Source organism: Ursidibacter sp. B-7004-1 (genome assembly GCF_053654055.1).
The window spans coordinates 33532-48404 of the sequence record NZ_JBSIUP010000014.1 but is presented as its reverse complement, the minus strand read 5'-3'; the positions used below and the strand labels follow the sequence as shown (position 1 = coordinate 48404).

14 protein-coding genes are annotated in these 14873 nt (G+C 38.1%); 13 read left to right on the top strand and 1 reads right to left on the bottom strand.

Annotated features, from left to right (window positions below; genetic code table 11):
- Positions 1–7: 7 nt before the first annotated feature.
- The 7 genes from murG to lpxC all read left to right on the top strand — a co-directional run bounded on the left by murG (position 8) and on the right by lpxC (position 7839).
- On the top strand, positions 8–1063 hold the full coding sequence (murG, locus tag ACWIW0_RS06380) for an undecaprenyldiphospho-muramoylpentapeptide beta-N-acetylglucosaminyltransferase (protein ID WP_454452661.1): 1056 nt from the start codon (positions 8–10) through the stop codon (positions 1061–1063).
- A gap of 92 nt (positions 1064–1155) precedes the next feature.
- Complete coding sequence (murC, locus tag ACWIW0_RS06375) at positions 1156–2583, top strand: UDP-N-acetylmuramate--L-alanine ligase (protein WP_454452660.1); 1428 nt, start codon at positions 1156–1158, stop codon at positions 2581–2583.
- A gap of 79 nt (positions 2584–2662) precedes the next feature.
- Positions 2663–3574 (top strand): D-alanine--D-alanine ligase, encoded by a 912-nt coding sequence (locus ACWIW0_RS06370; RefSeq protein WP_454445941.1) that lies wholly within the window; start codon positions 2663–2665, stop codon positions 3572–3574.
- A complete protein-coding gene (locus ACWIW0_RS06365; protein WP_454452659.1) occupies positions 3574–4353 on the top strand; it encodes a cell division protein FtsQ/DivIB in 780 nt (259 codons plus the stop codon). The genes ACWIW0_RS06370 and ACWIW0_RS06365 overlap by 1 nt, the downstream gene beginning before the upstream one ends.
- Positions 4354–4381: 28 nt before the next feature.
- Positions 4382–5650 (top strand): cell division protein FtsA, encoded by a 1269-nt coding sequence (gene ftsA / locus ACWIW0_RS06360; protein ID WP_454452658.1) that lies wholly within the window; start codon positions 4382–4384, stop codon positions 5648–5650.
- Positions 5651–5689: 39 nt separating this feature from the next.
- A complete protein-coding gene (gene ftsZ, locus ACWIW0_RS06355; RefSeq protein WP_454452657.1) occupies positions 5690–6880 on the top strand; it encodes a cell division protein FtsZ in 1191 nt (396 codons plus the stop codon).
- Between the two features lie 38 nt (positions 6881–6918).
- Positions 6919–7839 (top strand): UDP-3-O-acyl-N-acetylglucosamine deacetylase, encoded by a 921-nt coding sequence (gene lpxC, locus ACWIW0_RS06350; protein WP_454452656.1) that lies wholly within the window; start codon positions 6919–6921, stop codon positions 7837–7839.
- Between the two features lie 107 nt (positions 7840–7946).
- Here the strand turns inward: lpxC and nfuA are convergent, their stop codons facing one another.
- A complete protein-coding gene (gene nfuA, locus ACWIW0_RS06345; RefSeq protein WP_157394170.1) occupies positions 7947–8528 on the bottom strand; it encodes a Fe-S biogenesis protein NfuA in 582 nt (193 codons plus the stop codon).
- 405 nt (positions 8529–8933) lie between these two features.
- On the opposite strand from nfuA, the gene ACWIW0_RS06340 reads away from it, so the two are divergent.
- Genes ACWIW0_RS06340 through nqrF form a run of 6 tightly spaced genes read left to right on the top strand, consistent with a single transcriptional unit; the run spans position 8934 to position 14758 of the window.
- A complete protein-coding gene (locus ACWIW0_RS06340; protein ID WP_454452655.1) occupies positions 8934–10280 on the top strand; it encodes a Na(+)-translocating NADH-quinone reductase subunit A in 1347 nt (448 codons plus the stop codon).
- 4 nt (positions 10281–10284) lie between these two features.
- Positions 10285–11523 (top strand): NADH:ubiquinone reductase (Na(+)-transporting) subunit B, encoded by a 1239-nt coding sequence (locus ACWIW0_RS06335; protein WP_454445762.1) that lies wholly within the window; start codon positions 10285–10287, stop codon positions 11521–11523.
- The gene (locus ACWIW0_RS06330) at positions 11516–12292 is read left to right on the top strand and encodes a Na(+)-translocating NADH-quinone reductase subunit C (RefSeq protein WP_454445763.1); all 777 of its coding nucleotides are present in this window, start codon (positions 11516–11518) and stop codon (positions 12290–12292) included. Before ACWIW0_RS06335 ends, ACWIW0_RS06330 begins: the two co-directional genes overlap by 8 nt.
- The gene (locus ACWIW0_RS06325) at positions 12292–12915 is read left to right on the top strand and encodes an NADH:ubiquinone reductase (Na(+)-transporting) subunit D (protein ID WP_157394174.1); all 624 of its coding nucleotides are present in this window, start codon (positions 12292–12294) and stop codon (positions 12913–12915) included. Before ACWIW0_RS06330 ends, ACWIW0_RS06325 begins: the two co-directional genes overlap by 1 nt.
- A gap of 1 nt (position 12916) precedes the next feature.
- Positions 12917–13513, top strand: coding sequence for an NADH:ubiquinone reductase (Na(+)-transporting) subunit E (nqrE, locus tag ACWIW0_RS06320; RefSeq protein WP_157394175.1), 597 nt, complete (start codon positions 12917–12919; stop codon positions 13511–13513).
- Positions 13514–13525: 12 nt separating this feature from the next.
- Positions 13526–14758 carry an NADH:ubiquinone reductase (Na(+)-transporting) subunit F gene (gene nqrF, locus ACWIW0_RS06315; RefSeq protein ID WP_454443184.1) on the top strand — a complete coding sequence of 411 codons (1233 nt, stop codon included), beginning with the start codon at positions 13526–13528 and terminating at the stop codon, positions 14756–14758.
- The last annotated feature ends 115 nt before the right edge of the window (positions 14759–14873 follow it).

Below are 14873 nucleotides of genomic sequence, written 5' to 3'. Positions count from 1 at the left end.
GACAGATATGACAAAAAAATTATTAGTAATGGCAGGCGGAACAGGTGGACATGTTTTCCCTGCAATTGCAGTAGCAAAAGAATTACAGCAACAAGGCTGGGAAATTCGTTGGTTAGGGACGAAAGACCGAATGGAAGCGGAACTTGTGCCTAAGTATGGTATTCCGATTGAGTTTATTCAAATTTCAGGTATTAAAGGTAAGGGGATTAAAGCCTTATTAGCTGCACCTTTTGCGATTTTGAGAGCCGTACTTCAAGCAAGAAAAATTATTAGATCTTATCAACCTGATGCTGTATTAGGTATGGGAGGTTATGTATCTGGTCCAGGTGGTATTGCGGCAAAGTTATGCGGTGTACCAATCATTTTACACGAGCAAAATGCAGTAGCGGGTTTAACTAATCTATGGCTATCCAAATTTGCTAGAAAAACATTACAAGCCTTTCCAAGTGCTTTTGCTAATGCTGAAGTGGTTGGAAATCCTGTTCGTCAAGATTTATTCCAAATAGCTCCACCAGAACAGCGTTTTGCACAAAAAGGCTATCCAATCAATATTTTAGTAATGGGCGGAAGTCAAGGAGCGATGGTTATTAACCAAACTGTGCCTGAAATGGCTAAGCTCTTTGGTGAACAAGTTTTTATTAGTCATCAAGTTGGTAAAGGTAAATTAGCTGGCGTTGCTGAAGTTTATCAAACTACGGGTAATGGGATTGCCAGTGAATTTATTGATGATATGAAAGCAGCTTACGAGTGGGCAGATTTAGTCATTTGCCGTTCTGGTGCTTTGACCGTATGTGAAATTGCAGCTGCAGGGTTGCCAGCGATTTTTGTACCATTCCAGCATAAAGATCGTCAGCAATTTTTTAATGCTGAATATTTGGCTCAATCAGGAGCTGCTATTATTATTGAACAGAAAGATTTTAATCCTGAAAGTTTAGCTCAAGTCTTAGCACCACTGATTTCTGACCGCCAGAAATTAACAGAAATGGCGATAAAAGCGAAAGAAAAAGCGACACCATTAGCGGCTAAACGGGTGGCTGATGTGATTAAAGAACATTGTTTATAAATTTTATGATAAGTCATAATAGGTTAGATAAAAAGATCTAAGCGGCTAGATTTGACTTATTTTTTACAAAATACCCGAATAAGGAATTCTGAATGAAAAATTTCCAAGATAAAGTGAAAAAGCTCGTCCCTGAAATGCGTCGAGTAACTCAAATCCATTTTGTTGGGATTGGTGGGGCTGGAATGAGTGGTATCGCTGAAGTATTACTTAATGAAGGTTATCAAATCAGTGGTTCAGATATTGCCGATGGAGCTGTTACTCAACGTTTAGCTAAAGCTGGTGCAAAAATCTTTTTTGGCCATCAAGGGGAAAATGTTACAGATGCAAGTGTTGTGGTTATTTCGAGTGCAATTACTGATGATAATCCTGAAGTTATAGCCGCTAAAGAAGCTAGAATTCCTGTTATTCAACGTGCACAAATGCTTGCTGAAATAATGCGTTTCCGTCACGGGATTGCTATTGCAGGTACCCACGGGAAAACAACCACAACCGCAATGATTTCAATGATCTATACTGAAGCAAAACTCGACCCAACTTTTGTTAATGGTGGTTTAGTTAAGTCAGCAGGTAAAAATGCACATTTAGGTGCAAGCCGTTATTTAATTGCGGAAGCTGATGAAAGTGATGCATCATTCTTACATCTACAACCAATGGTGTCTGTGGTAACTAATATTGAACCTGATCATATGGATACTTATGGCGGTGATTTTGAGAAGATGAAGGATACCTATATCCGTTTCTTGCGTAATTTACCCTTCTATGGTTTAGCTGTAATGTGTGCTGATGATCCTGTAGTGATGGAAATTGCACCGAAAGTAGGGCGACAAGTTTTAAGTTATGGTTTTAGTGAGTTTGCTGATTATCGTATTGAAGATTATCAGCAAACAGGATTTCAAGGGCATTATACGGTGGTTTGTCCAACAGGTGAGAGAATTGAAGTCTTATTGAACGTACCAGGTAAACATAATGCTCTTAATGCAACTGCGGCTTTGGCAGTTGCTAAAGAAGAAGGTATTGGTAATGAAGCTATCTTAGCAGCACTTGCTGATTTCCAAGGGGCTGGTCGCCGTTTTGACCAACTTGGCTCATTTATTCGCCCTAATGGTAAAGTAATGTTAGTGGACGACTATGGACACCACCCGACTGAAGTTGATGTAACCATTAAAGCAGCTCGACAGGGTTGGGATAATAAACGTGTTGTAATGGTATTTCAACCGCACCGCTATTCTCGTACTCGCGATCTTTTTGATGACTTTGTCCAAGTATTATCACAAGTTGATGCACTTGTAATGCTTGATGTATATGCCGCAGGTGAAGCTCCAATTGTAGGGGCAGATAGTAAAGCATTATGCCGTTCTATTCGTAACCTAGGAAAAGTTGATCCAATCTTAGTTTCAGATACTGTTCAGTTAGGTGAGGTACTTGATCAGATCATTCAAGATGGCGATCTAATTTTGGCTCAAGGAGCAGGTAATGTGAGCAAACTTTCGCGTGATTTAGCGGAAAGTTGGCGTCAATAATATTCTCTCTTTGCTGAAAGCGTAATTTGGAAGCGGTGAGATCAAGAAAATATTTTGCAAGTAGATAATGGTGATAGCAATGAGTTTAAAAAATGAAAAAATAGCAGTGTTATTTGGTGGTGTCTCTGCCGAGCGTGAAGTATCACTGAATTCTGGAGCAGCAGTTTTAGGGGCATTACAAAGTTTAGGCTATGATGTTGAAGGTATTGACACAAAAGAGTACCCAATTGAAAAATTAAAAGAAAAAGGTATTCAACGCGTCTTTAATATTTTACACGGTGGAATAGGTGAAAATGGTGTATTACAGGGGGCTTTAGAGCAACTTGGTATCCCTTATACAGGGTGTGGCGTAATGGCATCAGCAATTACCTTAGATAAATTCCGTACTAAATTGTTATGGAATGCAGTCGGTTTACCAACTGCAGAAATGGTTGTTGTTCGCCGAGGTGAAGCGGTAAGTTCTGATGAAATTATTACTAAATTAGGTTTACCTGTATTTGTTAAACCTGCTAGTGAAGGCTCAAGTGTTGGTGTAAGTAAAGTAAAAACAGCAGAACAGCTTATTCCTGCGATTGAAGAAGCTCTCAAATATGATGCTATTGTATTAGTAGAAGAGAATTTAGCTGGTGCAGAGTACTCAGTACCTGTATTGGACGGTGAAGTATTACCAGCAGTACAAATTATTCCAGACGGTGAATTTTACGATTATCACGCCAAATATGTATCTGATAATACACAATATCTTTGTCCTGTTTTGTCAGAAACACGCCAAGCAGAAGTTGCAAAATTGGTTAAACAGGCTTATGACGTAGTGGGTTGTCGTGGTTGGAGTCGTATTGATGTAATGGAAGATGCAAATGGTCAATTCAGATTGGTTGAAGTGAATACTTGCCCAGGAATGACAAGCCACAGTATTTTCCCGAAATCAGCAGCAACAGTAGGATATAGTTTTGAACGCTTAGTAGAGCGAGTACTGGAGCTAAGTATTTAATGGCAATGGCGTTGCGGAAAAAACCGACATCGGTAATTCGAACTAAGGCTAGTAAACCGAAGACACCAACTAATTGGCTGCTTTTTATTAAGCCAATATTGATGTTTTTGTGTCTTATTTTTGCTTATGTAATGTATAGTAACTGGTCTAGCTGGTTAGCTTTATTAGATAAAACACCGATTCGAGCATACGCATTAACCCATAAAACACAATTTACCACTAATGCAGATATTCGAGAACTTTTATCAAAAGAACCAGTGCTTAAGGGCTATTTTGAACAAGATATTCAAGAAATTAAAGATAAATTTCTTGAAATCCCTTGGATTAGAGATGTTGCTGTGAGAAAAGTCTATCCAGATCGCATTAGTTTAACCTTAGTAGAGCATCGCCCAACAGCAATTTGGAACCAAACGCGTTTTGTTTCTGCACAAGGTGTGGTATTTGATTTGCCCAAAGAGCGTTTTAATGCAGATGGCTTGCCTGATCTTTATGGGCCTGATTCAGAAGCAAAAAAAGTCTTAGAGGCTTGGTATAAAATCCAAAAAGATTTAGAATCTCGCAATTTAGTTCTAAAATCTGTGGCAATGGATATTCGAGGTTCTTGGACAATAACACTCAATAATCATGTCGAATTAAGGTTAGGGCGAGGTGATTGGTTACCTAAAATTGATCGCTTTGTTACCATTTTCCCCGAAATAGAGATTCCTGATGGAAAACGTTTATCTTATGTTGATTTACGTTATGAGTACGGTGCGGCAGTAGGTTTTATTTCGCAATAATTTTATCATTTGAGCAAGTGTAATAAATATGACAAAAGTAGCAGAATCTAAAATAGTGGTTGGTCTTGAAATTGGCACACATAAAGTGGTTGCCGTAGTAGGCGAAGTATTGCCTGATGGCGTTATTAACGTTATTGGTTCAGGTGTTAGCCCTTCTAAAGGTGTACAAGGTGGTAGTGTTGTTGATTTAGATGCTGCGGTAAGTTCAATTCAACGTGCTATTGAAGAAGCTGAATCTATTTCAGAATGTAAAATTATGGGGGTAACACTAGCATTATCAGGTGCGCATATTACAGCGTTTAATGAAAGTGGTACTGTGCCTCTTTCGGGGGAAGTGAAAGCCGAAGATTTAGATAATGCTATCCATATTGCACGTTCAATTAAATTACCTGATGGCTTGGAAACCTTACATATTATTCCACAAGAGTATAAAGTCGATAGATTACCTGCAACTAAAAATCCCCTTGGTTTATCGGGAATGCGTTTACAAGCAAATGCACATTTAATAGCTTGCCATAATGATTGGTTACGCAATCTTAAAAATGCAGTAGAACGTAGTAAACTGAAAATTGAGCAGATTGTTTTTTCAGGACTAGCATCAAGTTATTCGGTATTAACCGAAGATGAAAAAGAGCTTGGAGTTTGTTTAATTGATATTGGTAGTGGCACGATGGACGTGCTTGTTTATACCGATGGTGCTTTGCGTTTTAGTAAAGTTATTCCTTTTGGTGGGTATAATATCACAGAGTATATCGCCAATATGCTGACAACGTCTCGTAATGATGCAGAAAATATTAAAGTGCAATATGGAAGTGCCATTTCTCCCCCAACACATTTTCCTGAAAAGAAAATTGAAGTTGCAGGTTTAGGTGGAAGAGCACCAAGAACTTTTAGTAAAGAACAGTTGTCGAAGATTACATCTCAGTGTTATCAGGATTTATTAGGTATAATTGCTAATGAATTAACACAATTACGAACTGATTTGTATCAAAAAGGGATAAAACAAGAATTAATTGCAGGAATTGTTTTAACTGGTGGTGGTTCTCAAATCGAAGATATTGTAGAATGTGCAAAATCTGTCTTTGGTTTACAAGTAAGGGTCGGTTATCCTCTCAATATTACAGGTTTAACAGACTATGTGAATAAACCACAATATGCTACGGTTTTAGGATTGTTGCAATATACCCATTACAATGAAGATTCCGATAGAAGTACGCCTATACCTGGTGTTGGGATCTTTGAAATGTTAAAACAAGCGGTTAAAAAAACAGTTAAATTTACAAAAGATAAATTTTAGGCATCAGTAAGTAACTGATGTTTTGCAGGGAGAAGAAAAATGTTTGAGCCTATTTTTGAAACAACTCAAGATGCGGTGATTAAAGTTATCGGTGTCGGCGGCGGTGGCGGTAATGCTTTAAACCATATGGTTGCAAGCCAATCTGATGAGGTTGGTAGTGTTGAGTTTTTCTCAGTGAATACAGATGCTCAAGTGCTACGTAGTAGTGTTGTTCGTAATACCATTCAGATCGGTGCGAACTTAACAAAAGGCTTAGGTGCAGGTGGCGATCCAAATGTTGGACACCAAGCAGCTGAAGAAGATAGAGATGCATTAAGCAGTATGCTAGCTGGTGCCGATATGGTCTTCATCGCTGCAGGTATGGGCGGTGGCTCAGGGACTGGGGCAGCACCAGTTATTGCTGAAATTGCTAAAAGCCAAGGTGCTTTAACTGTCGGTATCGTAACCAAACCATTCTCATTCGAAGGTAGAAAACGCTCTGCCTATGCAGAACAAGGCATCAAAGAGCTTGCTAAACACGTTGATTCTCTCATTATCATTCAAAATGATAAATTATTAAAAGTATTACCGAAAAATGTAAAATTTAACGAAGCTTTTGGCGTTGCTAATGATGTGTTGCGTAATGCGGTATTAGGCATCACAGATATGATCACTTCCGAAGGTTTAGTAAACGTGGACTTTGCTGATGTGAAAAAAGTAATGTCAGAAATGGGACGTGCAATGATGGGAACAGGTATTGCTGATGGTGAAAATCGTGCAGAAAATGCAGCGAAGGAAGCTGTTGCTAGCCCGTTACTTGAAGATGTTGATTTATCAGGTGCTAAAGGTATTTTAGTAAACATTTCATCAGGTTACGATATTGAACTTGCGGAAGTGAATACCATTATGGAATACGTAACTAGTTTTGCAGATCCTGATGCTGCTATTATTTTCGGTTCTGCATTCTACCCTGAAATGGAAGGGAAAATTCGTGTTACATTAGTAGCAACGGGCATTGGACAACCAGAAGAAATTGTTCCACCAAGAATGACTGGTTTCCAACAAACACAACAACCACAGCCACAAGTACAAGCAGCCCCACAATCTTCACAGTACCCGTTTGGTGCTAGTTATGGACAATCGACTCAATTTGGTGGGCAGCAACAAGCTGTACAAAAGCCACAGCAAGTAGATAATTCTCAAATTTTTAACCCAACAGCTATTCCAGGCTTTATGCGTAATGGGCAGTAATAGCTTGATTGAGATAAATGGGAAACAAGGAAAACGATATGATTAAACAAAGAACCCTTAAACAAACTACAAAAGTGACAGGTATTGGTCTGCACAGTGGTAAAAAGGTGACTCTCACGTTGCGTCCAGCACCTGCAAATACAGGTATTATTTATGCACGTACAGATCTTGATCCTGTCGTTTATTTTCCTGCAAGTGCCGATTCTATTCGTGATACCACATTATGTACTTGTATGATCAACGATGATGGCGTGCGTATCTCTACTGTTGAACATCTTAATGCTGCAATGTCTGCATTAGGGTTAGATAATGTGATTATCGAAGTTGATGCTCCTGAAATTCCAATTATGGACGGTAGCTCAAGTCCATTTATCTATCTCTTATTAGATGCAGGAATTGAAGAACAAGAAGCAGCGAAAAAATTTATTCGCATTAGAGAAACTATACGTGTTGAAGAAGGCGATAAATGGGCTGAATTTAAACCTTATAGTCAAGGATTAAAATTAGATTTTACCATTGATTTTACCCATCCGATGATTACAAAAAATGTACGTAATTATAAAATGGAATTTTCAGCTCAACACTTTATTCAACAATTAAGTAGAGCGAGAACTTTCACCTTTATGAAGGATGTAGAATATCTACAATCTATTGGTTTGGCACTAGGCGGTAGCTTAGATAATGCAATTGTGTTAGATGATTACCGTATCCTAAATGAAGAAGGCTTACGCTTTAAAGATGAATTAGTTCGACACAAAATGTTAGATGCTATTGGTGATCTATTTATGTGTGGATACAATATTTTAGGTGATTTTACAGCATATAAATCGGGTCACGGTTTAAATAACAAATTACTTAGAGCTGTTTTAGCAAATCAAAATGCTTGGGAATTTGTAACTTTTGAAGACAAAGAAACTGTACCACAAGGCTACCAAGTTCAAGAGCACGTTTTAATATAAATATAGTATATATTAGCAACTATTTTGGTTTCCTCCTTTTGAATGTTTGGTGTAATGGATAAATCAGCAATAATTTTATCCATTACACCACTAGAATTAGCTATCTCTTAGTAATAAGAATGCTCACCATGTTGATGTTCAGTTACATCTCTTACGCCAACGAGTTCATCAGGGAAAAGAGCAAGGAGTTGTTTTTCGATCCCTTCTTTTAAGGTTACATCAACCATTGAACAGCCATTACAACCACCACCAAATTGTAAAATTGCATACTTATCTTCAGTAATTTCGATCAGAGTTACTCGTCCTCCGTGGCTTGCTAACTGTGGATTAACTTGAGTTTGAATCACATAATCTAAACGTTCAATGAAAGGTGCATCATCTGCGACTTTTTTCATCTTAGCATTTGGAGCTTTCATTGTGAGTTGTGCTCCCATTGCATCAGTGACATAGTCAATTTCGGCTTCATCAAGGAAAGGTAAGCTAACATCATCAACAAAAGCTGAAAATTGCTCAAATTTTACTTCTGTATCACTGTCTTCTACTGCATTGGGTGGGCAATAGGAAACTCCACACTCTGCACTTGGTGTACCGGGGTTCACGACAAATATACGAATATTGGTACCTTCTTCTTGTTGATCTAATAATTTGCGGAAGTGATTTTGTGCCGCATCTGAAATTGTAATATTCATTGTTTAATCCATTATAAGAAAATTTATAGATATTCTACTCCGAACCTAATTTTTTGACTAGCATCAAATTTTACTTGTCTTGGTAAAAAAATGAGCTTTTCGTACCGCTTATTTTCAAAATGGTTATTTGTTGTATTTAAAATTTGAAGTAGGTCAAACTTTATGGGCTGAAATGTTAAAAAAATGTGGTTAAACTGGCATTTGATATCAATTTTCAGGTAAAATAAGGTGTTTATTTTTATCTTTATTCAAAAAAGATAAAAATCCGATTTGAGAACTTAATGTAGTTTTTGAGAATAGGTGGGGGAATCAACGTTTATTCTTGAATTTGGCTACGACTCAATAGAAGCGATTGTAGCTTGCTACAATCATATTTTTTAACCCAACAAAAGTAGTGCAAACAATATGATTACAATTAAACAAGGCTTGGATCTCCCTATTTTGGGAAAACCTGAGCAAGTAATCCATAACGGCAATGCTGTTAGTGAAGTTGCTGTGCTTGGCGAGGAATATGTGGGTATGCGTCCTTCTATGAAGGTGCGTGAAGGTGATGTAGTGAAAAAAGGTCAGGTTCTTTTTGAAGATAAAAAGAATCCTGGTGTGATTTTTACTGCACCTGCAAGTGGCACGGTTGTTGCAATCAATCGTGGCGAGAAGCGTGTTCTTCAGTCAGTCGTGATTAAAATTGAGGGTGATGAACAAATTACCTTTAGTCGCTATGCGACAACTGTCCTTGCGTCTTTGACAAGCGAGCAAGTTAAACAAAATTTAGTGGAATCTGGTTTGTGGACAGCATTCCGTACTCGCCCATTTAGTAAAGTGCCTGCATTAGATGCTGTGCCTTCATCTATCTTTGTGAATGCGATGGATACTAACCCATTAGCAGCAGATCCTGAAGTTGTTCTTAAAGAACATAAGCAGGACTTCGTTGATGGTTTAACGGTATTAAGCCGTTTATTCAATGGCGAGAAAACAATTCATTTATGTCGTGCACCAGATAGCACAACACCAAATGCAGATGTGCCAAATGTGAAAGTAACCGCTTTTGCAGGGCCACATCCAGCTGGGTTAAGTGGTACACATATTCACTTTATTGATCCTGTAAGCTTGAATAAACAAGTATGGTATCTAAATTACCAAGATGTTATTGCAATTGGTAAATTATTTACTACGGGGGAACTTTATACGGATCGTGTCGTTGCATTAGCAGGACCACAAGTTGAGAAACCACGTTTAGTTCGTACTCGTTTAGGGGCTAAATTATCTGAATTAACTGCAAATGAACTCAAATCAGGTGAAAATCGTGTGATTTCTGGTTCTGTATTGAGTGGGGCAAAAGCTGTTGGTGTACACGATTATTTAGGTCGCTATGCATTACAAGTTTCTGTGATAGCAGAAGGGCGTGAGCAAGAATTCTTTGGAATGATTGCACCATATTCACATAAATTCTCTATTACACGTACGGTGTTAGGTGCTTTCACTAAGAAATTATTTAACTTCACAACCGCAGTAAATGGCGGACATCGTGCAATGGTACCAATTGGTGCTTATGAGCGTGTAATGCCATTAGATATTCTGCCAACATTATTACTTCGTGACTTGGCCGTAGGTGATACCGATTCTGCTCAAGCATTAGGGTGTTTAGAACTAGATGAAGAAGATTTAGCACTTTGTACCTTTGTTTGCCCAGGTAAAAATGAATATGGTCCGATGTTACGCCAAGCGTTAGATAAGATCGAGAAGGAAGGTTAATCAAATGGCTTTAAAAGATCTTTTCCATAAAATGGAACCCCACTTCCATAAAGGTGGGAAGTATGAAAAGTGGTACACCTTATTTGAAGCGGTGTATTCTATCGTTTATACATCTGGTGCAGTAACCCAAAAAGATGCTCATGTTCGTGATGCGATTGACTCAAAACGTATGATGTTGATCGTATGGTTGGCGTTATTCCCTGCTATGTTTTGGGGAATGTATAATGTGGGTGCTCAGTCAATTTTAGCCTTAGGTATGGGTGATTTTGCTCAAAACCTTGCAAATAGTGTAAATAACGATTGGCATTTTGCTTTAGCGAACAGCTTAGGTGTGGTATCACAAGATGCGGGTGTATTTGCTAAAATGACACTTGGTGCAATTTTCTTCCTTCCAATCTATCTTACCGTCTTTTTAGTCGGTGGTTTTTGGGAAGTATTATTTGCAATGGTGCGTAAGCACGAAATCAATGAAGGTTTCTTTGTTACCTCTATTCTTTTAGCATTAATTGTTCCACCAACATTACCATTATGGCAAGCGGCATTAGCGGCTACTTTTGGTGTTGTTGTTGCAAAAGAAGTATTTGGTGGTGTAGGTAAAAACTTTATGAACCCAGCATTAGCGGGTCGTGCGTTTTTATTCTTTGCTTACCCTGCTCAAATTTCAGGAGATTTAGTTTGGACTGCCGCAGATGGTTTTTCTGGCGCAACCGCACTTTCTCAATGGGCTGTTGGTGGTGAAGCTGCACTTAAACACGTTGCAACAGGTCAATCTATTACTTGGATGGATGCTTTCTTAGGGAATATCCCTGGTTCTGTCGGTGAAGTTTCAACCTTAATGCTAATCATCGGTGCGGCAATTATTGTGTTCGCTCGAATTGCTTCTTGGCGTATTATTGCTGGTGTAATGGTTGGTATGGCTGCAACGGCAACCTTATTTAATCTTATCGGTTCTGATACAAACCCAATGTTTGCAATGCCTTGGCATTGGCATCTTGTATTAGGTGGTTTTGCATTAGGTATGTTCTTTATGGCAACAGACCCAGTATCTGCTGCATTTACCAATAAAGGTAAATGGTGGTATGGTATTTTAATTGGGGTAATGTGCGTATTGATTCGAGTTGCAAACCCTGCATATCCAGAAGGTATGATGTTAGCGATTTTATTTGCTAACTTATTTGCACCAATCTTCGACTACCTTGTTGTTCAAGGTAATATCAAACGTAGGAAGGCACGCAATGGCTAAGTTTAATAAAGATAGCATTGGCGGAACACTTACCGTCGTGGTTTTATTAAGTTTAATCTGTTCGTTAATTGTTGCAGGTTCTGCGGTGTTATTAAAACCAACCCAAGAAGAACAAAAACAATTAGATAAACAGAAAAACATTTTAAGTGTTGCTGGTTTATTACAAGCAGATACCAAAAAAGGTGATATCAAAGATATTTATGCTAAAAATATTGAACCTAAGATCGTTGATCTTGCAACAGGTGAATATGTAGAGGGTGTAACAAATTTTGATGCAAAATCTGCAATTAAAGATCCAACTCAAAGTATTGCGATTAACCCAGCAGATGATAAAGCAGGTTTGAAAGTCAGAGCTAAATATGCTGAAGTTTACCTTGTGAAAGACGCTGATGGTAAAGTAAATCAAATCGTTTTACCATTCTACGGTACAGGCTTATGGTCTGTAATGTATGGTTTCGTTTCTGTACAGCCTGATGGTAATACAATTAAAGGGATTACTTACTACGAACACGGGGAAACTCCAGGCTTAGGTGGTGAGATTGAAAACCCACGTTGGCAACAAAATTTCGTTGGTAAGAAATTACAAAACGAAAACGGTGAATCTGCAATTCGTGTTGCAAAAGGCGCTTCAGCAGATAAAGATCACGGAATTGATGGTTTATCTGGTGCGACATTAACGTCTAATGGTGTTGATGGTTCATTCAAATATTGGTTCGGAGCGAATGGTTTCGGGCCATATTTAGCGAAATTAAAAGCGGGGACTAACTAATGGCAAGTAATAAACTTAAAGACCTATTGTTATCACCTGTTGTGAATAATAACCCAATTGCATTGCAAATTTTGGGTATCTGTTCAGCATTAGCGGTAACAACTAAACTTGAAACCGCAGTGGTAATGGGCATTGCAGTAAGCTTTGTAACTGCTTTTTCAAGTATGTTTATTTCAATGATTCGTAACTATATTCCAAATAGTATCCGTATTATTGTACAAATGGCAATTATTGCATCTCTTGTAATTTTGGTTGACCAAATTTTACGTGCGTATGCTTACGATCTTTCTAAACAGCTTTCGGTATTCGTTGGCTTAATCATTACCAACTGTATCGTAATGGGACGAGCAGAAGCATTTGCAATGAAATCAGGTCCAGTAGAGAGTTTTGTTGATGGTATCGGTAACGGTTTAGGCTATGGTGCAATTCTTGTTATCGTAGCATTTATTCGTGAGCTGATCGGTTCAGGTAAACTTTTCGGTATGACTGTATTCCAAACAATCCAAGATGGTGGTTGGTACCAAGCAAATGGTCTATTCTTATTAGCTCCAAGTGCGTTCTTTATTATTGGCTTCTTAATCTGGGGCTTAAGAACGTGGAAACCAGAGCAAGTGGAGAAATAATATGGAACATTATCTAAGTTTATTTGTTAAGTCCGTATTTATTGAAAATATGGCACTTTCTTTCTTCCTAGGAATGTGTACATTTCTTGCGGTTTCTAAGAAAGTTTCAACAGCTTTTGGTTTAGGGATCGCTGTAATTGTAGTATTAGCAATTTCTGTTCCTGCTAACCAATTAGTTTATGAACACGTTTTAAAAGATGGTGCATTAATTGAAGGGGTTGATTTAACCTTCCTTAACTTTATTACATTTATCGGTGTAATTGCTGGTATTGTACAAGTACTTGAAATGGTATTAGATAAATACTTCCCAGCACTTTATAGTGCGTTAGGTATCTTCTTACCATTAATCACTGTAAACTGTGCAATCTTTGGTGCGGTATCTTTTATGGTTCAACGTGAATATAACTTTGGTGAATCAGTGGTTTATGGTATTGGTGCTGGTACGGGTTGGATGTTAGCAATCGTGGCGTTAGCAGGTTTAACAGAAAAAATGAAATATTCTGATGTTCCTGCAGGCTTACGCGGATTAGGTATTACCTTTATTACCGCAGGCTTAATGGCACTTGGTTTTATGTCTTTCTCAGGCATTCAATTATAAGGAGCGTATCGAATGGATAATTTTATTTTCGGTATCGTGGTATTTACTGCCCTTGTATTAGTGCTTGCAGTACTTATCCTATTTGCTAAATCGAAATTAGTGGACAGTGGCGACATCACGATTTCAATCAATGATGATCCTGAAAAAGCAATTACTTTACCTGCTGGTGGTAAATTATTAGGCGCTCTTGCAAGTAAAGGTATCTTCGTATCGTCTGCTTGTGGTGGCGGTGGCTCTTGTGGTCAATGTGTCGTAAAAGTGAAAAGTGGTGGTGGAGAGATTTTACCAACCGAGTTATCACATATTACCAAACGTGAAGCTAAAGAAGGCTATCGTCTTGCTTGTCAAGTAAACGTAAAAAGCAGTATGGACGTGGAGTTACCAGAAGAGATCTTTGGTGTAAAAAAATGGCAATGTACCGTTATTTCTAACGATAACAAAGCAACATTTATCAAAGAGCTTAAATTACAAATTCCAGAAGGGGAAGAAGTTCCATTCCGTGCTGGTGGATACATTCAAATCGAAGCTCCTGCTCATACGGTAAGATATGAAGATTACAAAGAGTTAATTGACAAAGAGTATCACGAAGATTGGGATAAATTTAACTTATGGCGTTATGTGTCTAAAGTTGATGAACCAATTATTCGAGCTTATTCAATGGCTTCATACCCAGAAGAAAAAGGGATTATTATGTTGAACGTGCGTATTGCTACGCCACCACCAAATAACCCTGATGTACCACCAGGTCAAATGTCATCTTACATTTGGTCATTAAAAGCAGGCGATAAAGTCACAATTTCAGGCCCATTTGGTGAATTCTTCGCAAAAGATACTGATGCAGAAATGGTATTTATCGGTGGTGGTGCGGGTATGGCACCGATGCGTTCACATATTTTTGACCAGTTAAAACGTTTAAAATCTAAACGTAAAATGACTTTCTGGTATGGTGCTCGTTCAAAACGTGAAATGTTCTATGTTGAAGATTTTGACGGCTTACAAGCTGAAAATGATAACTTCAAATGGCACGTTGCACTTTCTGATCCACAACCAGGCGATAACTGGGACGGCTACACAGGCTTTATTCATAACGTGCTTTATGAAAACTACTTAAAAGATCACGAAGCTCCAGAAGATTGTGAATACTATATGTGTGGACCACCAATTATGAATGCGTCTGTCATTAAGATGCTAAAAGATCTTGGCGTTGAAGATGAAAACATCTTATTAGATGATTTCGGTGGTTAATTTAAATCACTTTCTTACTTAAAATAAGGTCAAATTCACGGTTATTGTGGATTTGACCTTTTCCTAATAGGAATTAAATAGCCTCTTAACTTAATAAATAAGGACTTTATGAAAA